The following is a 26021-nucleotide window of genomic DNA, read 5'->3' on the forward strand; positions in this document are numbered from 1 at the left end:
TTTTCCGCTCTTGAACAACGCTCATATGGAGCTAATATGAAATCCCATTTTTCTGGAAGCGTTGTGGGTCAAGTTTAGGCAACCATGTCCGTTAGGAATCCGTCCGCTCTCCGCGTGCCGTTGCTCGGGCTGCTCGGCGTATCGTCTGAGAAGTTGCTTAACCTGACAACATTGGCCCACATCTCTTTCCTCCCCCCAACGAACCCACATCACGAACAAGCTCCTCAAAGGACGCCCAAGAAGGGCATCTTTCTTATTAACACGTGCTAACTTTCGGCTTCCGCTTACCTTTTGCCCATGCACTGAGTTTTAATAGTAATAAGTCTTACTCCTCGTAAATCATCCTGCGCGTCATTCCGCCATCAACTACCAAATTCGTTCCTGTTACGAAATCGTTATCCGCATCGGTTAAATAGAAGCAGGCCTTCACAATATCGCTCACTCTACCCACCCTTCCAGCAGGATGCTGTTCATGGTCAACCACACGAAGCGCTTCATAGTCTCCTGTCTCGATCCAACCTGGACTTATACAGTTCACCCGAATCGAATCACTGCCCAAGGAAACTGCAAGCGCATGAGTGAGCGCCACGATTCCACCTTTAGCGGCTGCGTAAGCTTCCGAGTTTGGTTCCGACATGATTGCACGGGTGGAAGCTATGTTAATGATACTGCCGCCATGCTTGTGTGCCTTCATAACCTTGGCTGCTTCACGGGCACAGAGGAAGGTTCCTGTCAGATTTGTAGCGATAACGTCGGACCAATCCTCCATAGAAAGCTCATAAGGGGATTTCCAGCGCCCGATTCCTGCATTGTTGATCATAATATCAACTGTGCCGAACGCTTCGGTTGCTTGTTGAATCAAATTTTCGATAGCCTGAATTTGTCTAACATCGGTTGCTACGGATACAGCTTGTCCGCCGTCTCTGCATATAGCATCAGCGACCACCTCGCAGGCTTCTATGTGAAGATCCGCCACTACAACTCGGGCTTCCTGCTCTCCATAAGCTAGAGCCAGCGCTTTACCTATACCTTGAGCTGCTCCTGTAACTATGACTACTTTATTTTTCCATTTCATAATCGCACCAGCTTTCTTTTTTACTTTTTTTCAACAAATTTGACAGATAAAGCACCTCATTGGGTGCGTGTTTGAGGGGGTGGGTTACTTTAAGAATGAAAAACATCGTTAAAGTGCCAGGTTTCTGAGGATTCCATCACCAAACGATGAAAAACATCGTTAAAAAGGGGGGAATAAGCTTCGGTCACGGTTCAAAGGGGCATTTAGTGATGAAAATATCGTTAAAGTCCATATTGTTGGGAATTGCATCAACTTAACGATGAAAAACATCGTTAAATCCTCATCGTTAAATCCTCATTTTTTATAGCAACATGGAATAGTTTGCAACATTCTAGATTTGCTAACATTTGAGTAGATTAGTTTGCTTTAGTTTGCTTTAGTTTGCTTTAGTTTGCTTTAGTTTGCTTTAGTTTGCTTTTAGTTTACATTAGATCGCTTTGGCTAACTTTGGTTAGCTTTGCTTTCCTTTGGGTTGCATTAGATTGCATCATTTTGTACCAAATTATATCATGATAAAGGAATTGGTACCCGCGGCGGCGAAAAAGAAATGATAATCGCTCTCATGTGGTGGGATAGGGTCAGCATTTATTGTTCATTATTCAAGCTTGAGAAGCTTGTGGAGGTTGCTTGATTTGGATTTTTCTAGTGTTACGGAACGAATAACGAATCGCAGAGCTAAGGAAATGTATGAATTTATCCGCAGGAACGGAACTGTGTCCAAAATCGATTTGCTCGACCATAGCGGAATGACGGTTAGTACGCTAACTCGTCTGGTGGAAGAGCTCACGGCTCAAGGGCTTATCCTGGAATCGGGATTTGGAGTTTCTACAGGCGGACGGAGACCGACCCTTTATGAAATGAATAGCACCTATGCTTACGTGTTCGGGCTGGAAATATCACGTACGATGTCGAGGTTGGTGCTGGTTGATCTTAGCTTGAACAAGCTGGAGGACTGCAGCTGGAAGATGAGCAGCGAGATGACTCCGCAGCGGTTGACGGCTTTGATCGTGGAAGAAGCACGGCTGATGATGAACAGGCATGCGCTAGATAGCTCCAAGATACTTGGAATGGGCATAGGGGCTGTTGGTCCATTGGACCGATTATCCGGCGTCATTCTTGAGCCGCTTTACTTTCCGGCGCCGGGTTGGCGTGATGTAGACATTTGCAGCCTTATAGGGGAGCCGCTTGGCATTCCCGTTCTGCTCGATAATGGTGCCAACACTGCCATTCTTGCGGAATCCTGGATGGACCGGGCGCGAAGCTACCGGCATCTGCTTTACATCCATGCGGGCATTGGTCTGCGTTCCGCTATTGTCTCCGAAGGCAAGGTGATTTATGGAGCCGTCGATATGGAGGGCTCAGTCGGGCAAATGATTATACAGACTGATGGAATTCCTTATCGCAATAAAAGCGGTAATTATGGCGCACTGGAATCCTATGCATCCTTATATGCCATAGAAAGAGCTGCGCAATCCGCGGTGAAGAAAGGAAGAAGCACCTTTCTTACTCAGCTTGTGTCGGATCCGGAGACTATTGAGTTCCATCATATCCGGGAAGCATTGGAAAAGAACGATCCCCTGGCTGTGGAGATCGTTACGGAAGCTGCAACTTATTTTGGTATTGGTCTTGCTAATTTACTGAACATTTTACATCCTGAGAAGGTGATACTCGGAGGTCCGTTAATTGCCGGAGATAAGCATTTCTTCCGCATAGCTACTCAAGTTGCGGTTCAGAAGGCTTACTACTATCCCACCTATCAGGTTGTTTTCAGCAGGGGGAGCCTGGGTGAAGAAGCGCTCGCCATCGGGGCAGCTGTTATGGTAATGGGTTATTTAACCTCTTAGCCCATTACTCTTTCAGCTTTCAGAGAAATCTGCCATATGCTGTTAGCCCTTGCCCTTCAGCCCTCAGCACATGGCCCCTCAGCTCCCAGCCTTTCGGCTCATTAGTCCTTCCGCTCACAGCACTCTGCCATCAGCTATTAGGCCTCGCTCTTCAGCCCTCAGCCCTCATCCCATCAGATCTCAGTCCCATCAGCTCTCAGTCCCATCAGCTCTCAGTCCCCCAGCCCCTGTAAAAACTCCAGCAGCGCTTTATTAAAGGCTTCGGGGTTTTCCATGGGGGTAAGATGGGCCGATTCTGGGATTTTCACAAACTGTGACTGATAAATCTGATCGGCCATTTGCTTCATTACCTCTATTGGAGTAACTTGATCCTCCTCACCGACAATAACAAGCGTAGGCACTGTGATTTGCGTTAACAATGCGGTGGCATCTTGTCGGAAGGCCATAGCTATACTGGCATGCACCAAGCTTAGCGGATTGGTTGATTCAATGATGGAATGAAGCTTGACCTCCAGGTGTGGGTTTTCATTTCGAGTTTTTTCTGTAAGCATTTTGGGAATCATGGCATCGCTAGCTGCTATGGAGCCCTTTTCGAATAGCGCTGCTGCCAGGTTCATTCTGTTCTTCTGGGCTTCCGGAGAGTCAGCTTCCGGCTTTGTATCAGCCAGTACCAGAGCTGTGAAGCGGTCCGGTGCTTTGCGCAGCATGGAGAAGGCGATATAGCCGCCCATGGAAAATCCGCCCAGAACGGCTTTGGGAATATCCAGGTGATCCAGCAGCGCCAGCACATCGTCGGCATAATTTTCCAATGAGATCGTATCTGTCGGTACCTCGGATCCACCCATTCCCCGCATATCCGGAGTTATGACGCGAAAGCCGCCTTCTTTCAGAGCGGTAGTCTGATGCTTCCACATATGATGATCCAGTGGGAAACCGTGCAGCAAAATAACTGGCAAGCCTTGACCTTCATCCTCGTAAGCGATTGTCACACCATGAACAGAAGCTTTCATTCGAATCTCCTCCTTAGGTAATGCTTATCCCCTTTATTACACTGTATCGAGCTTTCTGACTCTTTTCATCTTTTCATACTACACCACACGCAAGGCTCATTCCAATTTTGCCCGGTTTCCCTGTGTAACTATGCAATGTAAGTATACAATTATCGAACCGGGGGAGCTGATGAGCTGCGGACCCGAATGTCGGAAGGAAATATGAGGGTGCGCGGATTAGTCCCGGCATTGCCCTGGATTCGCTCCACAAGCAGCTGCATTCCCATCGATCCGAATTGATAAGCAGGCTGGGCCGCAACAGTGAGGAACGGATTCATCTCTGAGGCAAAGCCCAAATCATCATAGCAAACAAGCGAAATATCCTCAGGAACACTAAGACCAATACCTCTCAAAATCTTAATGATACCAAGAGCAAGAAGATTATTAGCGGCAAAAATAGCGGTAGGCGGATTTGGCAAAGTAAGCAGGGTGGACAAGACGGCTTCGTCCTCAAGGCCACGATAAGTAACTTCTTGCACTAATGCTTCATCAAAAGGAAGATCGCGCAGCTTCAAAGCTTCCCTGTACCCGAGATAACGGTAGCGGGCCGTTGAGGTGTCGCTGGAGCCATTGATTAATGCGATACGTGTATGCCCTAGATCAATTAAATGATCGATCAGCTTGCGCGCCCCTTCCTTGCTGTCGCCTTGAACTATATCGCTTTTAATGCCTGGGACTTCACGGTCCAAAAGAACAAAGGGGATGCCGCGCTTCTCCAAAAGCCGCAGGTGCTCCAAGGAAGTATCCCCGGTAGGTGCGAATAACACCCCATCAACCCTGGTGGAGAGGATCATGTCGACATAATCCTTTTCCTTAGCCATGCTTTCATCACTGTTGCCAAACAACAGCTTGTAGCCTAAGCGCTTGGCGGCATCCTCGGCACCTCTGGCTAGAGTTGTATAGAATGGATTCGTTATATCTGCGATAAGAAGAGACAGCATGTGGGTTTGCTGCAGCACAAGGCTTCTGGCCACCGTGTTAGGCACATAGCCAAGCTCCTCCATGACCTTACGAACCTTAATGCGGGTTGCCTCACTAATTCGTCCTTTGTTATTGATAACTCTAGAAACCGTCATCGCAGAGACATTAGCTTCTTTGGCAATATCATAGATAGTAACCAATGTCTACACACCCTTTTCTCTCATATATGAAGTTCATTGTATAGAAAAATACAAGGGACAGCAAGCAGAGAAGCGGCTAATTTCGTTCAATTAGAGTTTTCGATAACTCAGCATTTTATATGGTCAGGGAAATTGAAAAAAAGGAATAAAATGGATAATTATATGATGAGGAGGAAAAATGGTTCATTGTACCTAAATTTGTATGTCAATACCTGTGTCGAGCTTCTTCATAGATGAGGGACTAAATTCCGCTTTAATAGGGGTGAAATTACTTACCAGTAAAAAAAGCTATTATTATATAGGGAAAAAGCGGTATAATAAAAGAGATTGTATAATTAGCGACTGCTAAATATACAATCTCTTAATTATGGTGAGAGATTGGAATATTGCTTTGGTTAATCCCATGCGGTGGGCGGAGCTTTTGAAGTAGATTGCTGACTGTTAAAAGTTTTCGTAATCACTTCCGACTCCATATCCGATAAAGTGGGATGATAAATGAAGGGTTCTGCTGATTTTTGCTGTTTCGCACTTTTCATGCTTCTAATGATATTTTTTAGTTGCGGGGACAGTTCAATAGTGTGCATATAGTCTCACCTCCCTTTGCTTCGAAAGTACTATTAGCATATCAAATAAACTTCGCTTTGGGGAGTCTAATTATGAAAAAAAAAGTCGCAATATCGATCTTTGTGTCCATATTAATTTTTGTTCAAATATGGTGTTTTTTTATCTCATTTAAATATCCATACATAGGTTTGTATTTGGAAACAAATCCAAATCAGGAATGGATTGTTAGGGAGATTGACAAGAAAAGCTTAAGCTCAGAATTGGATATCAAATTAGGTGATAGGATTACAGAAATTGATGGCGGAGCTCCAGAGGATTTTTGGACTGTAGCCAAGTGGAGAGCTATTGAACAAGCTCATTCGGTGACGGTTTCCCGCGATGGGCAGGAGCCCAAGCTGCTGCTTACCAATCATGCTTCAACTAATTATGGCATATTCTCTCTTTTTTCGGGACTCGTTACGTTGTTTCTGGCCCTGCTTCTGTATCTGAAAATACCTAATTCACCTTCTGCGCGGCTGCTAGCCTTTGTTTTTCTAGCTATTGGTTTGACATGGACTGGCATAGGCGCATCATCAAGAGGCGATATTATTGGTAAAATTCTGGTCACTTCTTTAATGATGGCCATCCCTTTTATCTTTTATCATTTTCTGGTCATCTTTTTTCAGGAAAAGGGGAAAATATCCCTTCCTAAAAAAGCGCTGAAATATGTATATGTGCTCATAGGGTTAGGCTTCGGCATACGACTGCTTTACTTTATTCCCGCACTGGCTTACCCTATTTATCTTTACAATGGGAAAATAAGCTTGCTGTTCTTCATCATTGGTTTTTTGCTTAATATTTATATGCTTACCTATATTTACTTTAAGCACCGTAAGCCGAAGTCCTATTTATCTTCTATTATTAAAAGTGTCTGGATTTCTTTAATTATCTCTTTTTTACCTTCTATTATCCTATCATTCATTCCTCGTCTAAAGACAGGAAGCTTTTTCTTGGATGAGGAATTTACCAGCTTATTTATTCTGTTTCTTCCGATTTCATTCACCTATCTGATTGCTGCCGACCGGCTGTATGACATCGGTCTTGTCGTGAGGCGGTTCGTGTCTGCCGGAATGATTTCCTTATTGCCAAGCGCAATGCTTACAGGAGCGTATGTGGTGCTTTTTTCTGAGGATGTAGAAGTGAAGCATTTACTTTTTATTTTTTTCGCGCCATTGATTCTGATTTCACTGATTCTTTATTCTATGGAATATGTGACAACCAAATTTGAAAGCTTTTTGTTCCCTAGGAAATCTATGCTGCATACGACTCTAAAGAAAATATCCAAAAATCTTGGTGCGATTTCAAGCTTCAGGGAGTTAAAGGACATTGTGCTCGTTGATATAGTCAAGACGCTGGATGTAATTGGCGGGGCTATCGTAATTCAGTACAAGGATGAGATTGAGACTGTTCATGAAGGTGTGATTAATCTGGAGGAGATCAAGCAGCTCTTGTCCTCTTCGTCCTTACAGCAGCATCCCTTCTATTCTTGCATAGAGATTAATCATCACGAGGATTATACCGGTTACCTGGTAATGACCGGGAAGAAAACGAACACGATGCTTGGCAAAGAAGAGCTTCAGTGGCTCAATTTAATCATCTCCTATTTGGCTGTCAGCATGGAGAATGTTCATTTAATCCGCAAGCTGACATCCAAGCTCCAGCAATTGGCCGCGCAGCTGCCTAACGAACAGTCGGCACAGGATATACAGTGGTTCCGCAAGCTGATGTTCGAATTACAGGAGGAAGAGAGAATCCGGATTGCGAATGATTTGCACGATACGACGATGCAGGATCTGTTCTTCCTGAAAAGAAGGTTTATTGAGCTGTTGGAAGGGCAATTGCTGAATAAAGATGATAAAGAGCAGTTGAACAACATTATTAATTTTATAGAGCTTATCAACACGGGCCTCAGACAAAGCTGCTTCGAGCTTCATCCACATTTATTGCAGGAAATCGGTCTGATTCTTACGGTCCAGAGGCTGCTTGATAAAGAGACCTATAATTGTCCGTTTACCATTCAGTTTACCGGGGTGTCAGCTTACGCTATCGAGAATAGAGATTTGGTGTCCAAAAAGCATATATTCAGAATCGTCCAGGAACTGCTCAGCAACGCCAAAAAGCATTCGCACGCAACCGAGGTTACGTTCACAATGACTGTCGAAGCGGGGTTATTCTACTTATCTTACGAGGATAACGGAGTGGGGCTAGATGAAGTCCAGGCAGCCAGCACGAGACTGACCGGTCGATCCGGAATAGGAATGGAGCAAATCAAAAGCCGCGTGCTGCATCTGAACGGAGACATTGAGATGAACTCCAAAGCCGAGGGCGGCGTACATTTCCTGATCAGCATACCGATTATTGATGTGGTGGCTGTATAGATTTTTTTATGGAAAAGAACCAAAAGAAAAGAGAATGTACAATTAGCCGAAATGCTAATATACATTCTCTTTTTCTTTTGGTGAGATGATGGATTTGGAAATTAACCCCAAGCGGATCTGGGCTCATCTTGAGCTGGTCTTTTGAACTCTCGCATGAAAGCTTTAAATTCTGTTTTGGTTAAGGATTCTAAAGAAATCATTTTTTTATCGATTTTCATCATGCTAACAATCTTTTGTAACTGTGGGGATAAATGAATGGTTTGTATCTTTATTCACCTCCTTCAGTAATGGATTATGACTGCTATAAATTAATGCTATTTCTGCAATTAAAATCAAATATATGCATCTGATATGTCATTATTACAATATTACTACGGAAATTTTGTTTATTAAGTACTAGCGGGCGAAATACAAGATCCCTTTCCAATTCTTATGAGTGAGTTTTGAAAGCTACAAAGTGCAATCTGCAAATAAAAAGAAAAGAGAATGTAAAATTAGCAAATGCTAATATACATTCTCTTTTTCTTTTGGTAAAATAATGTAATAATATAGAAATTATCCCCAAATAGAAACAGGTTCTTTCGGTAATTTCGCTTTAGAATTTGAAGGAAGATTGAACGTTTTCATAAGTGCTTTGGATTCTTCATTAGAAACGGCAAATGCCGAGATCATTTTTTCTTTCATAGACGAAGATCCTGCAGAAGTTTTAAATAAATTTACGGCATTATGTAATTCTGGAGATAATTGGATGGTATGCATGTGTGTTCACCTCCTTTGTATCTAAAGTACTATAAGCATACCAAAAAAAAGTCGATTTGGGGAGTGTTTAATGAAAAAAAAGTATATAAAGTCGATATTTGTAATTTTAATATTTAGTCTTCAAGCATGGTTTTTTTTCATAACCTTTCATTATCCGCTTGTTGGAATTTACGTAGAGTCGAATCAACAGCACGAATGGGTCATTAGGGATGTAGATAAGAATAGTTTGAATCCATTACTTGATATACAAATAGGTGATATCGTAAAGCAGGTTGATAATGAAAAACCAGAGCTTTTCTGGGCGATTCAAAGATGGAGAACAATCGAGCAGGCGCATCAACTTGTATTATCTCGAGATGGCTATGATCGTGAAATATTTTTAGCAGACAATGATGTTATGAAGTATGGGATATTCTCTCTTTTTTCAGGATTGTTGACGATGATTTTGTCTGCTTTGCTATATATAAAAATGAATAATTCTCCCTCAGCTCGATTGCTTTCTCTTGTTTTTTTATCAATTGGGCTTATATGGATTTCTTTAGGGGCTTCAGCAAGAGGAGACGCTGTAGGGAAAATATTGATAACAAGCTTAATGTCGGCACTTCCATTTATTTTTTATCATTTTCTAGTAGTTTTCTTTAAAGAAAAGGGAAATATAATACTTCCCACAAAAGTCCTAAAATATTTGTACCTCATTTCAATATTAGGGTTTAGTATAAGATTATTAAGTTTCATACCTTCTTTATCTTATTCTATCTATCGTTATAATGAGGTTGTAACGCTATCCATTTTTATTGTCGGCTTTCTACTTAATATTTGTATATTATCGTTTCTGTATTTCAAATATGGGAAGGAAAAGTCGTCATTATCCTCGATCATAAAGAGCGTATGGTTTTCATTATTTGTATCTTTTTCACCTGTGATTCTTTTGTCTTTTATTCCTCGTTTAATGACGGGTAACTTTTTCATGGATGACGAGTACACCAGCTTGTTCATTTTATTCCTTCCGATCTCTTTTGCTTACTTGATTGCTTCCAATCAGCTCTACGATATTGGCCTTGTTGTTAGACGATTTGTCTACGCTGGAATGATTGCTGTCGTTCCCTGTGGTATTTTTGCCGCCGCTAATGCGGTTGCTTTTCCAAATGATACGGATCTAAAGCATCTCATGTTTACTTTCCTGCTCCCCGTGATTCTTCTTTCCGTTGTCCTTTATTCGATGGAGTATATGACGACTAAATTTGAAGGCTTTCTTTTTCCAAGAAAGTTTATACTGAACTCCGCACTCAAAAAAATATCCAAAAGTCTGGGCGCAATCTCAAGCTTTCGGGATTTAAAGGACATTGTACTTGTCGATATTGTAAATACTCTGGAAGTGATGGGTGGCGCGATAGTCATTAAATTTCAGGATGAGATGGAGACGATTCTTGAAGGTGATATGAATAAGAAGGAAGTCGAGCAGCTTGTGGCCTCTGGAGCTTTTGAGGAACATGCCTTCTATACTTGCATAGAGATTAATCATCATGAAGAATACACCGCATACCTGATTATGACCAGGAAGAAGACAAATACCCTGCTCGGTAAAGAAGAGCTTCAATGGCTCAATTTAATTATTTCTTATTTGGCAGTCAGTATGGAGAATGTTCATTTGATACGCAAAATGACCTCCAAGCTGCAGCAGTTAGCTTCCCAGCTCCCCGACGAGCAGGCGGCGCAGGATATTCAGTGGTTCCGCAAGCTGATGTTCGAATTACAGGAGGAAGAAAGGATTCGAATTGCTACCGATTTGCATGATACAACGATGCAGGATCTGTTTTTTCTCAAAAGAAGGTTTGTTGATTTACTGGAAAAGTATATAATGAATCAAGAAGATAAAGATCATTTAAACAATATTATCAATTTCATTGAGCTTATCAATACAGGCCTTCGGCAAAGCTGCTTCGAGCTTCACCCGCATTTGCTGCAGGAGGTCGGTTTAATCCTTACGGTGCAGAGGCTGCTGGAAAAAGAGAGCTATCATTGTCCGTTTACGATCGAGTTCACGGGAGATAAAGCGTTTGCCATCGAGAATAGAGATTTGGTTACCAAAAAGCATATTTTCAGAATCGTGCAAGAACTGCTTAATAATGCCAAGAAGCATTCACAGGCAACCGAGGTTCAGTTCAGAATGACCGTTGAGACGGGCTTCTTCTGTTTATCTTATGAGGATGATGGGGTGGGATTCGCCGAAAGCTCCACACCTCCGAGCAAGCCGTTCAAGCTGACTGGAATCGGCATGGAACAGGTCAAAAGCCGTGTGTTGTTCCTTGGCGGAGACATCGAGCTTCATTCTAAACTAACAGGTGGCGTGCATTTCCGGATCACAATACCGATGAAAGAGGTACAAGCTTTATGAGCGAATCTTTGAAAGCTCTTGTCGTTGACGATCACCCTCTAGTCGCACAAGCTACGAAAGAGCTGCTGGATAAAATAGAAGGCATCGAAGTCGTCGGCATTGCCGGCAGCGGAGAACAATGTATGTCTTATATAGCCAAGCATCAGCCGAAGCTTATTTTTCTTGATTATTCACTGCCTGATCAGACTGGCACACAAGTCGCCAAGCAAATTAAGAAGAACTATCCGGACATCCATATCGTTATTTTTACCGGATTTGATATGACGGAATTGCTTAATAATCTGATTGATCTGAAGGTTAGCGGTATTCTATCCAAGGAGTCGAGCGTGAGAACCATTAATAACATGGTGAATTGTATTATGGATAATCATACGATGCTGCCGCTGGATATTTTTCATCAGAGCCAGTTTAATGGCGAAACTGCAGACGAGGGCTATAGCCTCGAGAAGGAAGAAATCCGCATCATGTCCATGGTGGTAAAGGGCGCGACGATTGAGCAAATTGCCGACCAGATTCATATGAGCAGACGAACAGTCGATAATTATTTGAAGAAAATTTACAGTAAATTAGGCGTCAAATCAAGGATTGGGGCCGTCGAGAAGTTCGTCCAGAGCAGATATTATGTATAAAAAGTCTGGGGAAATATGAAGAGAGAAAGAGTAGATTATTAAAATAGGGGGCAGCTTGTATTGAGGCAGGATGTGCTGGAGCAAATGTACGCCATCATAGATGAGCATATTGATGTGGAAGAATTAAATGCGCTGCTAAAAATATTTATCCAGGAAAAGGAAAAAGAAAACAGCGTCTGGTCATCCATGACAGAATACACCCATTTGATGCTGGGAGGCACCTCCGAACAACTTGTCCGGGCTGCCGCGGCAACGGAGCTGGTCATTCTCTCCTTGGATATTGTAGATGATTTACAGGACCGGGACCAAGAAAGCAAGCCATGGATGCAATGTGCTGAAAGCTATACGCTGAATGCGATTCTGGCACTGCTGATGGGCTTTACTGGAGAGCTTGAGAAATTGCAGGCCAGGCACGGACAGGTTACTCCTGGCGGACAGCCTGCGCTTGATGGCAATCCTAAGCTAGAGATTCAGCAGGAAATTAGCAGGATTGTATCCAGATCCATCAATGGGCAGCATAAGGATATTAATCAAAGCGTGGTAACGGCTGACGATTATTTTGCCATGGTGCAGGAAAAATCCGGTTCCCTGATCAGGCTTGCATGCTGCATGGGCTGCTTCTCAACCGAATACACACAAGAAACGCTGGAGAAGCTGCACGCACTCGCTGACTACATAGGCCTGATCCACCAAATCCAGAATGACATCAAAGACATGCTCAATTTCGACCAGAAAAGTGATCTGATCCATAAGAAAAGAACACTCCCCGTCATCTACATCCTTGAATCACAGACTCCTTATCAGCCCATTAAAGATTATTATGAAGGAACCATCCAACTAGAAGAATTTTTAACAAAAAAGCAGGCATGCCTCCAGTACATCGAGGACAGCGGCTGTATCGAATACTCCAAAATCGTCCAATCCATTTGCATCACAAAAGCAGAAGAGATCTATGAAACCCTCGAAGCGATTTCTCCCTGGAAAGAGAAGTTTCGGGAGGCAACTTATGGGGGCTTTGTTTGAGGTTTAATGGGAATTTTCTACATATAAGTGTGAAAAAAGGATGCATGTTTTGTGTGTCTTTTTTTGTTGTGCTCGATATACATTATTCGACAAAAATTCCTAATGCAGGAATGCGTAAATTGTCGTATAGTTGATAATGTTTCCATATTATAGCGAAAGGAGTCTATATATATGCATAGACTTGGAAGAGTTGAGGGGAAAAGAAAGAGTAAGGTTTTGATAGTTTTGTGGAGTTTGTTTTTGATTTTGAGTGTAATTCCGCTTGGAGGAGTTGAGGCAGCGGCACCAATTAGTCCAAGCAAGGAGGTAGAGAATTCTACTATTCAAGGCACATTGACGGATCCAGAACAAAGAGTTGTTGTTGTTTTCAAAGATAAGGTAGACAAGTCAGTTATTCAAAAGGCAAAAGGTAAAGTGAAAAAGGATCTAAAAAAGCTAAAGGCTGTATCGAGTATTTCTATTCCGGCATCGGAAATCGAAAAGCTAAGAAGCAATCCGCTAGTGGCCTCGGTTGAACCGGACATTCAATTGCAAATCACTGCACAGACGATGGATTGGGGTGTTACTGTAGTTAATGCAACTTATGCTTGGAACAATGGGTATACAGGAAAAGGTATAAAGGTGGCAGTTTTAGATTCTGGGATTGAGATGCATCATGAAGATATAATGATAGCGGGCGGAGTTTCATTTGTTGACTACACACAATCTTATGACGATGATTTTGGACATGGTACACATGTAGCTGGAATCATAGGAGCGAAGAATAATAATATTGGTGTAGTTGGTGTAGCGCCTGATGCAGACTTGTATTCTGTTAAGGTTCTGGATTCTCATGGTGTAGGTTACTTGTCAGATGTTATTGCTGGCATAGATTGGGCAGTAGATAACAAAATGGATATTATTAATATGAGTATGGCAACAAGCGTTGATTCACCTGCACTTCATAACGTTGTTGATCAGGCTTATGCAAGTAATGTGTTGATTGTAGCATCTGCAGGAAATGCAGGGAATGCAGAGGGAACCGGGGAGACAATTCAATACCCAGCGAAATATAGTTCAGTTATCTCTGTTGGGGCAGTGGATCAGAACGGCCAACGTGCGACGTTTTCATCAACAGGTAGTGAGTTGGAGATTGTTGCGCCCGGAGTAGGAATTAATAGCACTTATTTGAGCAGTAGATATAAAGTGCTAAGCGGGACATCTATGGCATCAGCTTTTGTAACTGGCAAGTTAGCATTGTTAAAACAAATTTACGTAGATAGTACTTCAGAAGAGATGCGGTTAAAACTCCTTCATGAAGTTATGGGCATAGATAATAATGGGAAAGTCCCCTCTTCAAATTCTGTAACTGTATCGACATATCAAGATCTTTCTTTATCTCAGCTAATTTATGCGTCAAGTGCTTTAAATGGGAATTTCATTAAATCATTTAAAACCTTCGATTGGTCTATGTGCAATTGTGCAGTGGATGCATCGGGTTACACATATAAATATAGCGTGGACGGAGTAAACGTAGTAAATAATTCGACAATAGTCCCAGCAAATGCAAAGTGGGCAACATTAGATGGTTTTAAAACTTTCGATTGGTCTATGTGCAGTTGTGCAGTAAGCGCATCGGGTTACACATTCAAATATAGCGTTGACGGAGTAAACGTAATAAATAACTCGCCAACAGTCCCAGCAAATGCAAAGTGGGCAACATTAGATAATTTTAAAACGTCCGATTGGTCTATGTGCAATTGTGCAGTGGATGCATCGGGTTACACATATAAATATAGTGTTGACGGAGTAAACATAGTTAATAACTCGCCAACAGTCCCAGCAAATGCAAAATGGGCAACATTAGATAATTTTAAAACATTCGATTGGTCTATGTGCAATTGTGCTGTTAGTGCATCTGCTTACACATTTGGAAATTATGCAGTGAATTCAAGCCCAACTATTACTATAAATAACTCTTCTTCAAATCAATATGTTTATAATCAATTAGGAAATGCGATCATTACAATAACTGGTATCGTTAATGATGTAGATAATGATCCCATTTCTATTAGTGCAACTATAGGTGGAGTTACAAAATCAGTGATTATATCGAATACAAAAAACTCTTCAAATTGGTCATTACAATGGAATATCACTTCAGATCCTGTTTCTTACGGAATTTATTCTAATATAAGCATTTCGGCAAATGATAATTGGTTTATATCTACTGCTTCTTATAATGGATCAATCGTAGTTGATCAAGTTCCTAATGCTCCATCCGCACTTACACCAGGATCAACATCGTCCTCGACACCAACAATTGTCGCAGGAACAACACCTAATCTAGGCTGGACCTTTACCGACCCTGATATTGGAGATACACAGTCAGCCTACGATGTGCAAATTTACAATGCAGCAGGCAATACTTTAATCTATGACTCTGGTTGGGTTAATTCAACTACTTCATTATACACAGTCCCATTAGGTAAAATTACCCGAGGAACATCGTATAGTTGGAAGGTAGCGGTTAAAGACAGTAAAGGCGGTATATCAGCTTTTTCACCACTTCGTTACATCAAAGCTAATTCCTTACCTACCTTATCATTAACTTCTTATGCGAATGGACAGCAATTATCAGATAACGTGCTTACATTCACATGGACCTATGCTGATACTAACGGACAAACGCAAACGAGTTATAGAGTCCAAGGTTCTAAAGATAACTGGGCTACGATTGGCTATGATTCTGACGTTAAGACTGGCGCAGCAACAACTTTACAAACTACCGCATTGCCAGACGGAACGTGGAGTTTTAAAGTAACTGTTAATGACGGCATGGAATGGTCCTCGCCAGCTACAAGGAATAATTTAATCATTCCCAATACCTATGAACCCAATGATACATCAGCACAAGCTTTTGGTATCAATTACAACACAAGCTATACTTCGTCTATTAGTTCTGCAACAGATGTAGATTTCTTTAAATATATAGCACCTGTGACAGGCATTGATCGTATTACAATGACTGTACCTAATGGACTGAACTATGATGTCTATATTTATGATTCTAACAATAATCAAATTGCGTCAAGTACACGTGGAACAGGAATTGCTGAGAATGTACTATTTGAGGTGAACGCTGGAAATACTTACTACATCAAAGTTGTTGGTGGAAGTGGTAGCTTCAGTACAACAAACCCTTACGCATTAATTGTCAATAAGTTATCCATGCAGTTCCAAACTAACTATCAATTTGATTCAAATGGTAACATCATAGAAAAAACGACTACTAAAACAAACTAAGGAGGGCTACTCATTGAATAAACTATTTAATAGAGTACTCGCCATTGTGGTACTTTGTACTCTGCTGATCTCTTATTTACCAATAGCAGGTAATACTTCTTTTGCCGCTACTAGTGAAAAACAATTTAAACTGGAGAAGAATGGCGTTGCAGTGGAGAAGCGAAAAAAAATGCTGGAAGATGTCTACTCCATGTCTGATAATGAGTTACAAGATATTTTAGATCAAGGCTATACGTTAGAAGAAGCCGAGAATGCCTTGAAGGATCAAAAGACGACTAATGGGGCATTGAAGGCAAGCTTGGATAAAGTTAAACCACGCCCTGTAAATAAGTCTAAAGAAATCAAGAGTATTATAAACAGTGAGCTGGGAAATAATGATTTTTCGAGTGCATCTTTGTTTCAATCCTTAAATACAACGACACCTCCTCCTGTCCCAGATTACAGTTATGTGAACACGAAGGGCGATGAAGCTCCCTATTCAGTAAATTTAGGTCAAGAAACTGTTTCTACGTTATCTGGCAGCCTTTCCCTGCAAGCAGCCGATTTGAGTCTTCCAGGCAGGAATGGGCTTTCCTTCACGCTAGCAAGAAGCTATGACAGTGGATCTTCTCAGTTTGGCCAGATGGTCACCTACAATGGGACTACAAATGGCATCCTTCCTGCAAATGATGAAATGCTCTTTCCTATAGGAAAGGGCTGGAGTTGGAATCTCTCCTATATTGAATACAGTGGTAATAATAAATTCTTGCATTTAGGTGGATCAGGCACTTATAAAATTGATTCTAATAACGCATTAGTGGGATATCCCTGGAAGGATCTTACTTTTACTACAGGTACAACAGTTGTAAACGGCCAAACAGCCGCGTTTGTTCTCACATCGATTCAAAAAATCAGTCAGCACTTCAACGTAAATGGCCAATTGCTGCAAATTTCTGATGCTTATAATAATACTATTAACTTTGGCTATACCGTAGTGCAACCCTATGGATCAGTACTTACTTCCATAACGGACGCAATCGGAAACACCATAAACATTACCTACACCGATACTTCTGTTGTCCTAACAAAAGGTATTCAAACGGTAACTTATCTCAAAACCATGCGACAAGGTAAAGAGCTTCTTACCCAAGTTATTGACCCTATCGGCCGGACAACAACCTACGACTATGACATCAAAGATGCAAAGTTCAATGCGCTGGGGACAACGCCTGAAACCAGTAATCCTTACGTCTTGTTGACCGGGGTAACGCATCCAACTGGGGCTAAAAGCATATATACCTATGAGGACACAGCTATCACCCGCTACATAGGGACCAATTCTGTCAATCAGGTATACCGAGTGAAAGCACGAAAAGATCAGATTACCTTGTCCGATAATTCTTTTGAAATCAGTAATCTTAAGGACATATCCTATCCTTTAAGCGATATCGGCAGCTCATATAATACCAATTTTACATTCTCCGTGACTGTCGATGATGGACTGACGAAATCTACTTTTAACAACAAAAAAAATTATATCGATGAGGACACACCGCCAGTTTTCTATAACACAAGCATCGTATCTAGTGCTACTTATGGAGGAAACACTTATACGAATACGGCAGATTATATCTATGATGAAGTAAAAAAGTGGCCAGCACCAATTACAACGACGGAGACAAGGGCTGTATCCGGAAATCCTAACACTTTTGTCTCGGTCTCTTCAAAAGCCTATGATGACTACGGTAATGTCACCACTGATACTGATCCCATGGGTGTCGCTACAACGTACACGTACGATGTCAACTCTCATTTGCTCATTGGTGTTTCCCAGTCCGTATCTTCAGGACAAACGAGATATACGGAGTATGTCCGTGATCAAGTGCATAAGAATGTCACCACTGTCCGCGTTCGAGACGGGAGCGTGACAGGATCCATTTTGCAGGAAGTTATCAACAGCAGTTTTGACAGCTACGGTAATGTCACACAAACGAAAATTCTCAAAGGTACGGGAAATTACACGTTGGTAAATACAGAATATAATCCATCTGCTCCTTATCTCGGCGCATTTCCCACCAAGCAAACGGTAAACGTACACGATGCTGACAACACAGCAACTAATATTATCAAACAATTTGATTACATGACTACAAATGGAGCACTAACCAATTACATCGATGGTAACAACAATACCACAACCTACCAATATGACTTACTAGGGCGTGCCACGAAGGCGGTTCATCCGGATGATAGCTTTATTGCCATCCATTATCTGGATTACACCAATGAAATTCGACAGACGGATGAGACAGGTAGTCAGTCATTCACTAAATGGAATCCGCTAGGCTGGAAAACAGAGTCTGGCATCAACGAAGGGGGAATCTACAAAACTAAAGGCAAATATGGTTACGATGCTCATGGTCGAATGACTTGGTCAGAGGATGCCATTGGCAACCGTATGAGCTATGGCTATGATCAATGGAGCCGACAGAACCTGGTCACCTATCCAGACGCGGCAACTGCCAGTCTTCAATATGATGATATCGCCAACACCAAAACTAGTACCGATGCCGAAGGTTACATCCTTAAGCAATTTTTTGATAAAATGGGCAGATTGTTAACTCAAGAGGAAACGAAGAAGATAGGTAGTGGGGCGACAACCCAAACTAATCTGCTAGCAGCTTTTACCTATAATCACACAGGCCAGGTCATCACAGCCAAAGACAGTTTGACTCCGCAAAATACGACCACATATGGCTACGATGTCTTGGGCCAATTGACGAGTGTAAACAATGCGAAGAATGAGCTTACCTCATACCAGTACGACATACTGGGCAACCTGACCCAAGTCACGTATCCAGATACGAATGTTACCTCGAAGAAATATGATGAAATTGGAAGATTGATTCAAACGACTAATTCTGACAGCCAAATAGAGAAGTTCTACTATGACGATAATGGCAATCAGACGCGCTTATTGGATCGCAAGGGAAATCGTTTCAAGTATACATTTAACAATCGAAATTTTCAGATGAAAAAAGAAATTGTAGACGCAAGCTGGAATCCAATTGCAGGTGAAGAAACCATCTCTTACAACTATGATTTGGCAGGTCGCCGAACTCAGATGGTTGATGTCACGGGAACCACAGCTTATGATTTTAGTCCAGCAACAGGAGCGCTTAGTAAAGTAACATTTCCTGATCTCAAAACGATTAAGTACGACTATGACGCGGCGGGAAACCGTTTTGTGATGAACGATCCTTTTGGGCGCAATACGTACTATCATTATGATTCAAGGAACCGCTTGGATACTGTAGCAGCTTCAATTGATTTTACCGATGATTATGAGGCTAAGTATCAGTATTTCAAGAATGATCTGTTAAAACAAACCAAACAACGAAACGGAGTTACATCTGACTTTATTTACGATGGACATAGCCTAGGCTCTTTGACGCAAAAGAAGTCTGATGGGAGCCAGCTTAATGCATTCACCTATACTTATGACAAAAACGGCAACCAAAAAACCAAGATTGAGAACGGGGTCTCCAATTCGTTCGACTATGATCAACTGAATCGGATCTTGAATTCTACGGAGTTTAATGAGACCTATGGATATGATAACCGCGGGAATCGTACCAGTATGACGACCACCAATCCATTCGACCGACCCGATGCTGCTACAACCTACGATAAAAGGGACAGACTGACCCAAGTAGCTTTAACCAGCGGCGGTAGTGTGACTTACAAGTATAATGGAGATGGTCTGCTGTGGGAGCGCACCGAAAATGGTCAGACTACACGCTACTACTGGGATGGCGATCAGATTATTGCTGAAGCCCAGGTGACTGCCGGCAGCGCCGCGCTCAAAGCCCGCTATATCCGAGGGCAGGGACTGATTGCTCGAGAAGATGGACAGGGCAAAGCATTTTATCTTCAAAATGGACACGGTGATGTGATAGAATTAAGAGACAGTACTGGAAATACAAGGTTAAATCAGTACACTTACGATATCTTTGGCAACATCTCATCTCAGACGGAGAATATCCCTCAACCGTTCAAATACAGTGGCGAAATGATGGATGGTTCAACGGATCTACAGTATCTGCGAGCTAGATGGTATGATCCTAGCATAGGGCGGTTTATTAATGAGGATACGTATGAGGGGCAGATAAATAATCCTTTGAGTTTGAACCTTTATACGTATGTGCATAACAATCCGCTTACGAATATTGATCCGACGGGAAATTGGTGTACATCTCAGGATTTAAAGTGGTCAAAACCGGGTGGTTGTAATGGTGGTATTAATGGGCAGGAGGATGTTAATCGCAATGTTGGTACATCAAAATGGACACCGGATAGTGAACATAATGGTAATGGAATATTTCATGGTGGCGTTTTTCAAAAAGTGTATTACCACTCAATTCCTAGTGAAAGCAATAACAGTACGAATAATTCTTCAAGTCCATTTGTTTCGCAAGATGTTCTTGTTTATTTAACTGCTATCCACTATAATCGGAATGTTCTTAACAAAGCTCCATCGACGGAACAAGAAGCAATAGGTGCAGGCTGGAGAAAGCTAAAGGACTCAGAATCTATATACCATCGCATTGGTTTTGGAAATGAAAATAATGCTAAGTATGTTTCTCCTAGTGGCAATATGGAAGGAGTTTATGACCAAAAAGGTAATTTTGTTACCGACCCAGTTAATATGGGTACATATAATTTTAAAGGTCCAGATGATGCTGGAGGGCATACAAAATATGATGTTATACCATACTTTATCCTTGGAAATAGTCCAAATGACCCAACAACTTTTTGGGATAAGGTTTGGCTTACAATTAAAGCAGCTGCGATGAAGATTGGTGGCAAATGAATGAAAGATGGGAGGATGCCATGCTAAAAATTTTTCGGAGCAAATCTATTAAGATTGGGATAATATGTTGGACATTTATGATAATAACACTAATGATTCTTTGCATCAATTTTAACAGTATTGCTACGAATCAGATAGCGACTAATCTGCAAGTTATTATTACTATTCTAGTGCTGCTATCATTTTTTTTAGGTTTGCTTTCTCTTATAGGGGCTATATTAGCTGTTTATGAATATAAGAAGAGCAGAGAAAAAGATAAGCTCATTTTGGGTGTGTCCTTAAATGTAGTATATCTTTTTACAGTTGTTGTTCTTATTGTGATATTTTTATTTACGGCATTTGATGCACTTATGGGTATATAGTAGGTTGAATAACTAGAACCACCTTGTGCGAAACCTCGCTTGGTGGTTCTTTTTTGTGGACCGCGGCTTATCTAAAAAACAAATATCAGAGTTGTGAATATTATTATTTTGATGGGTATGAAAACAGGTTGAGTGAAGATGAAGTGGCAGAATTAGTTTTTAATGGAAGGAGGAACAGAACAATTGCTTGCAAGTAGTGGAGAGATCATCATTCCCAAACAGAGCTTTAGATCAGAGTGGAAAAAGGTACTACAAAATGTTGTTTTAGGTCTTCAATTCTCAGGCTATACTCCGAAAAAGTTAATAGGAATGGAAAGATTAATTAAAGAATATGAGTTACTAGAAAGAGAAGGAATTCTGTATTCATAAATAGGTGCCGCCGCGGCTACGGAAATTATCGCTTTAATGAAAGTAAAAAATCAAAAAAGGCTGTTCCAACGTCACTTTTTAGCGACCAACGGGACAGCCTTATTTGTTACGTATTGTTTTTGTTACAGATTGTTTTTGCTGTGAATTGTCACAGGTCACGGCTATTTGTCACAGGTCACGGCTATTTGTCACGGCTGTTCATCATCGCTATGTGTTTATGTGTTCTCTGGATCCAGAAACTCGCCGTCCTTCAGCCGGTTCACAAACTGTTGAAGCCAAGTATAATAGGTGACGCCGTGGCGCAGCTTGTGCAGATCACGAAGGCATTCTTGTCTTTCAGCATCTGTGGTTTCTTCGGCAAGTACGATTTCCGAAAGCTGGGGAATGACTTCATTGATTGCGGTGAGCATGACGTCGGTCTCCCGCTGCAGCTTCATGGTGAAGAAGTTGCGGAACGTCAGGAAGAAGTCGGTCTCCGCCACATACTGGTCCTTCCGATCTTTCTTTTCCTCCAGTTTGGTGACCATTCTGGCATCCAGCAAGGAGCGGACCGCGTAGCTCATATTGCTTTTGCTCATGTTCATGTAGTCCTTCATGTCTTCCAGTGTCATCGGTTTTTCCTCGAAAAACATAATTCCATACAGCTTGCCGAAGGAATGATTGGCTCCATATAGATCCATGGTTTGTGCGATGGCTTCGATAATTTGGGCACGCAATTCACTTCGGCGAGGAACTTCTAACTCCTCGGCATTCGATACGATTGGTTTCATGTAGCCACTCCTTCTATTTACATCCTGGATCTCGTTCGATTTACAAGAAATTAAAATGGGGTTAATCATGCGTTAACAGTTGAGGATTACATTTAATGTACAATATTTTTTGTACGAATGGTGATTTCGAGTTCTTATACGCTAATATTATCAAACTTTCAAAAAAAATTGAACAAAAAAATGGAAACTTAACAATTGAAGCTTAACTTTGAAGATAGCAGGGATGGAGGGTTCACGATGTCGAGTATTTCGTTGAGGTCATTATCAAAACAATATACGAATGAAAAACACACTTTAGAAAATATCAGCTTGGACATCAAAGACAAAGAGTTTCTCGTGCTGCTCGGACCTTCGGGATGTGGAAAGTCTACCTTGCTGAGGATGATTGCTGGCATCGAGGATATTACGCAGGGGGAAGTATACATCGGAGATGTGTGTGTAAATGAGCTTGAGCCGAAGGATCGGGAAGTAGCTATGGTTTTTCAAAATTATGCGCTATATCCTCATATGACGGTATATGAGAATATGGCTTATGGCCTGAAAATAAAAAAGGTAAAGAAGATTGAACGAGAGAAGCGGATTCAAGCGGCAGCCGATATTTTGCAAATCAACCCGTTATTAAAAAGGCTCCCAAGTCAATTGTCAGGCGGACAAAAGCAGCGGGTTGCGATCGGCAGAGCCATTGTGAAAGAGCCGAAGGTTTTCCTGATGGACGAGCCATTATCCAATCTCGATGCAAAGCTGAGAAATGAAATGAGAATAGAAATTAAAAAACTGCACGAACGCTTAGATTCTACCTTTATTTATGTCACCCACGATCAAGTGGAGGCCGTTACGCTTGGGGATCGAATCGCCATTATGGCGGAAGGAAGGTTCAGGCAGATCGGAACACCGATGGAGATTATTGAAAGTCCCGTGGATATGTTTGTAGCTAATTTCATCAGCTCCCCTCCCATTAATTATTTGGACGCTGCTCTGGTTGAGCGTGATGGGCGAGTTTATGTGGATATAGATGGGGTGCTGCTGGAAGCGAATTTGCCTGTAGAAATGATGGAGCATCCTCCTCAGATCGTAGCTGGAATTAGACCCGAGCATTGCTCCATTACAGAGGACTCTACCGATGCACTATCAATGAACGTTCTATTTACTGAAATCATCGGTACCGATGTGCTGCTGCATTTATCTTATAAGGAGCTCCATTTTATCGTTAAAAAAAGCTTTGATCAAACGTACGCAAAAGGGCAGAGGTTGAACGTAGCACTTACATCGAAGCATGTCATTTTATTTGACCAACATACACAAAGAAATCTAAGGAGCCCGCAATGAATGTTCTCATCTCGTTAGACGGTTTAAGTTATAAGAGCTTTGAACGCTGGTCGCAGTCTTTCATTGATCTTGGTTTTTCGTATTGCAAAAAAATGATCACAACATTTCCATCAGTTACATTCAATGCTCATGCGACAGCGATAACAGGCAACAGTCATGATCAGCATCTCATCTTTGATAATGTGGTGGCCGATGTGGCAAATGCTGCAACGATAGAAAGGATAGCCCTATATGGCGATCATGAGTTGCTTTGCAATGAAGCGTTGCATAGACAGACCTTGTTCTACTCGCTGGCTATGCACGATTTGAAGAGCAGCTGCATTCACTGGCCGTTAACGACGGGCAATCCCTATATTCATTATCTGGTTGCGGAATCAAGCAGTAAAAAGAAGATTGAGCAAGCCGGCTCTGCAGCCGATCTGGACACTGTAGCACTACATGAGACGATTCAAGCCATAGAGAGCGGGTCATATGATTTTATTGCTGCAAGGTTCGTAGGATATGATGCTCTGTCGCATCAATATGGCAAGGATTCGATGGAGGCGATCCATTGCGCGGAAAGCTTGATCGGACATATTCATCACATCTATGACACGCTAAGCAAATCGCAGCAGGCGTTTAATTTGTTTATTTTTTCCGATCATGGTCAGAGCGATGTGCAGTCGTTTTTTTATCCAAATGAGATTTTGGCGCAGAGCCGCTGGCGCGAACATTTACTTAACAAGCAAATTCGATTCATCGGTGACGGGAGCGGATCCCTATTATTCTACAGCAGGCTGACGCAGCAGGAGAACCAGGAAATTATGAGTTATTTCAATCGTTGGGAGCAAGTGAATCATTTCTATGAATTAGGGAGCGGGAGCGGGGCTGAGTCTGGGCTTGGATTTGGGTCTGAGCCTGGATTTGGATCTGAGTCTGGGTCTGGGTCTGGGCTTGAATCTGGATCAGGATCAGGATCTGGGTTTGGAACTTGGCCTGGATCTGGATCAGCATTCAGACCAGTTGGTATCCTGGATTTGAAGCATACGATATGCGGTGAAGATATCCTGGCTCCGGAGCAGCCGCAATACGAGGCGATGAAAAGCTTGCACGGTTACCATCCTGACCAGGTCGAAGAAATGAATGGATTTATGCTAGGCATTGGGGACCGGATCAAGCAAGGTCAAATTATTGAGCAGTCCCATCTGGTGAACATTGCGCCTACGATAGCCAAGGTGTTTCAGATCCCACACCACTGCAAAGGCAGGGAGATTCAAAGCTTGATTAGCGACACGATTAAGGAGCACGAGTAAATGAACAGGTTAATGAGCAGAAATGTAAAAGACAACCTGTGGGCGCTGGGACTGCTGCTGCCGACACTTATCCCGCTGCTTATTTTTTGGATTTATCCGATGGTCAGGACTTTGCATATTAGCTTTACGGACTGGAACTATATTTCACCCACGTATCAATATGTGAATTTGGAGAACTATCAGAACTTTTTGGACGATTCATTTTTTAGGAAAGTATTGATAAATACGCTGGTATTCACCTTCTTCACAGTGGTTCCGCCGATTGTTATAGGGCTGTTTATAGCTGCTTTGCTTAACAAAATTAAAGTGCTGCGCAATTTCTTTGTTGCCGCGATCTTCTCCTCATGGATTACGCCAACGATTGTGGTGTCTATGGTATGGGTGAGCATATTTGATGGAGATTCCGGCATTGTAAATACCTTGCTGCGGGGAATCGGGCTTGAGCCAGTTGCATGGCTGGGCGGACAAACGACCTCTATGATCGTTGTCATTATTGTCACCACATGGCAATACATGGGGCTGGCTGTACTGCTGCTTGCCTCTGCTTTAGCCAAATTAGATCCGGAAGTGGAGAAAGCGAATGATTTGGATGGCGGCAAAGGGTTAAGGAAGCTGCTGAAAATAACGCTGCCGGCGATCTCGCCCATGCTTGTATTCTTATTTATTTTGTTCACGCTGGATTCGCTCAAAGCCTATGATCAGATTTATATTTTGACGCAAGGCGGTCCTTCGGGTGCAACTTCAACCATTTTGTATTATTTTTACGTGATGGCTTTTGAATGGTATGAGACTGGACCGGCATCGGCGCTTGCGGTGATCTTTCTTGTGATTTGCCTTTTGATTAGTGGACTCAATTACGTTGTATCGAAATATTTGTTTCAAAAATGAG

Annotated in this window: 18 protein-coding genes; 12 read left to right on the forward strand and 6 right to left on the reverse strand. The window is 42.0% G+C overall.

Annotation, left to right across the window (positions count from 1 at the left end):
* Positions 1-325: 325 nt before the first annotated feature.
* Positions 326-1075 (reverse strand): SDR family NAD(P)-dependent oxidoreductase, encoded by a 750-nt coding sequence (locus tag J2Z66_RS21795; protein WP_209974339.1) that lies wholly within the window; start codon positions 1073-1075, stop codon positions 326-328.
* A 683-nt stretch (positions 1076-1758) separates the two neighbouring features.
* On the opposite strand from J2Z66_RS21795, the gene J2Z66_RS21800 reads away from it, so the two are divergent.
* On the forward strand, positions 1759-2919 hold the full coding sequence (locus tag J2Z66_RS21800) for an ROK family transcriptional regulator (RefSeq protein WP_209974635.1): 1161 nt from the start codon (positions 1759-1761) through the stop codon (positions 2917-2919).
* 212 nt (positions 2920-3131) lie between these two features.
* Here J2Z66_RS21800 and J2Z66_RS21805 read toward each other — a convergent pair whose 3' ends face one another.
* The 3 genes from J2Z66_RS21805 to J2Z66_RS21815 all read right to left on the reverse strand — a co-directional run bounded on the left by J2Z66_RS21805 (position 3132) and on the right by J2Z66_RS21815 (position 5673).
* The gene (locus tag J2Z66_RS21805; protein WP_209974341.1) at positions 3132-3929 is read right to left on the reverse strand and encodes an alpha/beta fold hydrolase; all 798 of its coding nucleotides are present in this window, start codon (positions 3927-3929) and stop codon (positions 3132-3134) included.
* Positions 3930-4078: 149 nt separating this feature from the next.
* On the reverse strand, positions 4079-5089 hold the full coding sequence (locus J2Z66_RS21810; RefSeq protein WP_209974343.1) for a LacI family DNA-binding transcriptional regulator: 1011 nt from the start codon (positions 5087-5089) through the stop codon (positions 4079-4081).
* Positions 5090-5484: 395 nt separating this feature from the next.
* Entirely contained in the window at positions 5485-5673 is a 189-nt protein-coding gene (locus J2Z66_RS21815; protein ID WP_209974344.1) for a hypothetical protein, read from the reverse strand.
* Between the two features lie 72 nt (positions 5674-5745).
* On the opposite strand from J2Z66_RS21815, the gene J2Z66_RS21820 reads away from it, so the two are divergent.
* Complete coding sequence (locus J2Z66_RS21820; RefSeq protein WP_209974346.1) at positions 5746-8070, forward strand: ATP-binding protein; 2325 nt, start codon at positions 5746-5748, stop codon at positions 8068-8070.
* Positions 8071-8625: 555 nt separating this feature from the next.
* Here J2Z66_RS21820 and J2Z66_RS21825 read toward each other — a convergent pair.
* Positions 8626-8829: a hypothetical protein gene (locus J2Z66_RS21825; protein ID WP_209974348.1), complete on the reverse strand. Its 204-nt coding sequence runs from the start codon at positions 8827-8829 to the stop codon at positions 8626-8628.
* Positions 8830-9796: 967 nt separating this feature from the next.
* On the opposite strand from J2Z66_RS21825, the gene J2Z66_RS21830 reads away from it, so the two are divergent.
* The 7 genes from J2Z66_RS21830 (at position 9797) to J2Z66_RS21860 (ending at position 21744) form a co-directional block, all read left to right on the forward strand.
* Positions 9797-11224 (forward strand): sensor histidine kinase, encoded by a 1428-nt coding sequence (locus J2Z66_RS21830; protein ID WP_209974350.1) that lies wholly within the window; start codon positions 9797-9799, stop codon positions 11222-11224.
* A complete protein-coding gene (locus tag J2Z66_RS21835; RefSeq protein WP_209974353.1) occupies positions 11221-11853 on the forward strand; it encodes a response regulator transcription factor in 633 nt (210 codons plus the stop codon). Before J2Z66_RS21830 ends, J2Z66_RS21835 begins: the two co-directional genes overlap by 4 nt.
* 60 nt (positions 11854-11913) lie before the next feature.
* The gene (locus tag J2Z66_RS21840) at positions 11914-12876 is read left to right on the forward strand and encodes a polyprenyl synthetase family protein (RefSeq protein ID WP_209974355.1); all 963 of its coding nucleotides are present in this window, start codon (positions 11914-11916) and stop codon (positions 12874-12876) included.
* Between the two features lie 171 nt (positions 12877-13047).
* Positions 13048-16161: a S8 family peptidase gene (locus J2Z66_RS21845; RefSeq protein WP_209974357.1), complete on the forward strand. Its 3114-nt coding sequence runs from the start codon at positions 13048-13050 to the stop codon at positions 16159-16161.
* Between the two features lie 13 nt (positions 16162-16174).
* Complete coding sequence (locus J2Z66_RS21850) at positions 16175-21013, forward strand: RHS repeat-associated core domain-containing protein (RefSeq protein WP_209974359.1); 4839 nt, start codon at positions 16175-16177, stop codon at positions 21011-21013.
* Positions 21010-21375 (forward strand): hypothetical protein, encoded by a 366-nt coding sequence (locus J2Z66_RS21855; RefSeq protein WP_209974361.1) that lies wholly within the window; start codon positions 21010-21012, stop codon positions 21373-21375. The genes J2Z66_RS21850 and J2Z66_RS21855 overlap by 4 nt, the downstream gene beginning before the upstream one ends.
* Positions 21376-21558: 183 nt before the next feature.
* Positions 21559-21744: a hypothetical protein gene (locus tag J2Z66_RS21860; protein WP_209974363.1), complete on the forward strand. Its 186-nt coding sequence runs from the start codon at positions 21559-21561 to the stop codon at positions 21742-21744.
* Between the two features lie 215 nt (positions 21745-21959).
* On the opposite strand, the gene J2Z66_RS21865 is transcribed toward J2Z66_RS21860, so the two are convergent.
* The gene (locus tag J2Z66_RS21865; RefSeq protein ID WP_209974365.1) at positions 21960-22514 is read right to left on the reverse strand and encodes a GbsR/MarR family transcriptional regulator; all 555 of its coding nucleotides are present in this window, start codon (positions 22512-22514) and stop codon (positions 21960-21962) included.
* 237 nt (positions 22515-22751) lie between these two features.
* Here J2Z66_RS21865 and J2Z66_RS21870 point away from each other — a divergent pair, with 237 nt between their 5' ends.
* From J2Z66_RS21870 to J2Z66_RS21880, 3 genes are read left to right on the forward strand one after another with little or no spacing between them, the layout of a single operon-like run.
* The gene (locus J2Z66_RS21870; RefSeq protein WP_209974366.1) at positions 22752-23840 is read left to right on the forward strand and encodes an ABC transporter ATP-binding protein; all 1089 of its coding nucleotides are present in this window, start codon (positions 22752-22754) and stop codon (positions 23838-23840) included.
* Positions 23837-25132, forward strand: a complete 1296-nt coding sequence (locus J2Z66_RS21875) for an alkaline phosphatase family protein (RefSeq protein ID WP_209974368.1) — start codon at positions 23837-23839, stop codon at positions 25130-25132. Before J2Z66_RS21870 ends, J2Z66_RS21875 begins: the two co-directional genes overlap by 4 nt.
* Positions 25133-26020: a carbohydrate ABC transporter permease gene (locus J2Z66_RS21880; RefSeq protein WP_209974370.1), complete on the forward strand. Its 888-nt coding sequence runs from the start codon at positions 25133-25135 to the stop codon at positions 26018-26020.
* Position 26021 lies beyond the last annotated feature (1 nt).

Origin of the sequence: Paenibacillus eucommiae, assembly GCF_017874215.1 — a bacterium.
GTDB lineage: Bacteria > Bacillota > Bacilli > Paenibacillales > NBRC-103111 > Paenibacillus_AI > Paenibacillus_AI eucommiae.

Bases quoted from the DNA above. Each gene is read 5' to 3' on its own strand.
- J2Z66_RS21880 (WP_209974370.1), top strand. From the start codon at position 25,133: ATGAACAGGTTAATGAGCAGAAATGTAAAAGACAACCTGTGGGCGCTG.
- J2Z66_RS21870 (WP_209974366.1), top strand. From the start codon at position 22,752: ATGTCGAGTATTTCGTTGAGGTCATTATCAAAACAATATACGAATGAA.
- J2Z66_RS21795 (WP_209974339.1), bottom strand. From the start codon at position 1,075: ATGAAATGGAAAAATAAAGTAGTCATAGTTACAGGAGCAGCTCAAGGT.
- J2Z66_RS21820 (WP_209974346.1), top strand. From the start codon at position 5,746: ATGAAAAAAAAAGTCGCAATATCGATCTTTGTGTCCATATTAATTTTT.
- J2Z66_RS21865 (WP_209974365.1), bottom strand. From the start codon at position 22,514: ATGAAACCAATCGTATCGAATGCCGAGGAGTTAGAAGTTCCTCGCCGA.
- J2Z66_RS21800 (WP_209974635.1), top strand. From the start codon at position 1,759: ATGTATGAATTTATCCGCAGGAACGGAACTGTGTCCAAAATCGATTTG.
- J2Z66_RS21875 (WP_209974368.1), top strand. From the start codon at position 23,837: ATGAATGTTCTCATCTCGTTAGACGGTTTAAGTTATAAGAGCTTTGAA.
- J2Z66_RS21835 (WP_209974353.1), top strand. From the start codon at position 11,221: ATGAGCGAATCTTTGAAAGCTCTTGTCGTTGACGATCACCCTCTAGTC.
- J2Z66_RS21805 (WP_209974341.1), bottom strand. From the start codon at position 3,929: ATGAAAGCTTCTGTTCATGGTGTGACAATCGCTTACGAGGATGAAGGT.
- J2Z66_RS21825 (WP_209974348.1), bottom strand. From the start codon at position 8,829: ATGCATACCATCCAATTATCTCCAGAATTACATAATGCCGTAAATTTA.
- J2Z66_RS21855 (WP_209974361.1), top strand. From the start codon at position 21,010: ATGAATGAAAGATGGGAGGATGCCATGCTAAAAATTTTTCGGAGCAAA.
- J2Z66_RS21845 (WP_209974357.1), top strand. From the start codon at position 13,048: ATGCATAGACTTGGAAGAGTTGAGGGGAAAAGAAAGAGTAAGGTTTTG.
- J2Z66_RS21815 (WP_209974344.1), bottom strand. From the start codon at position 5,673: ATGCACACTATTGAACTGTCCCCGCAACTAAAAAATATCATTAGAAGC.
- J2Z66_RS21830 (WP_209974350.1), top strand. From the start codon at position 9,797: ATGGATGACGAGTACACCAGCTTGTTCATTTTATTCCTTCCGATCTCT.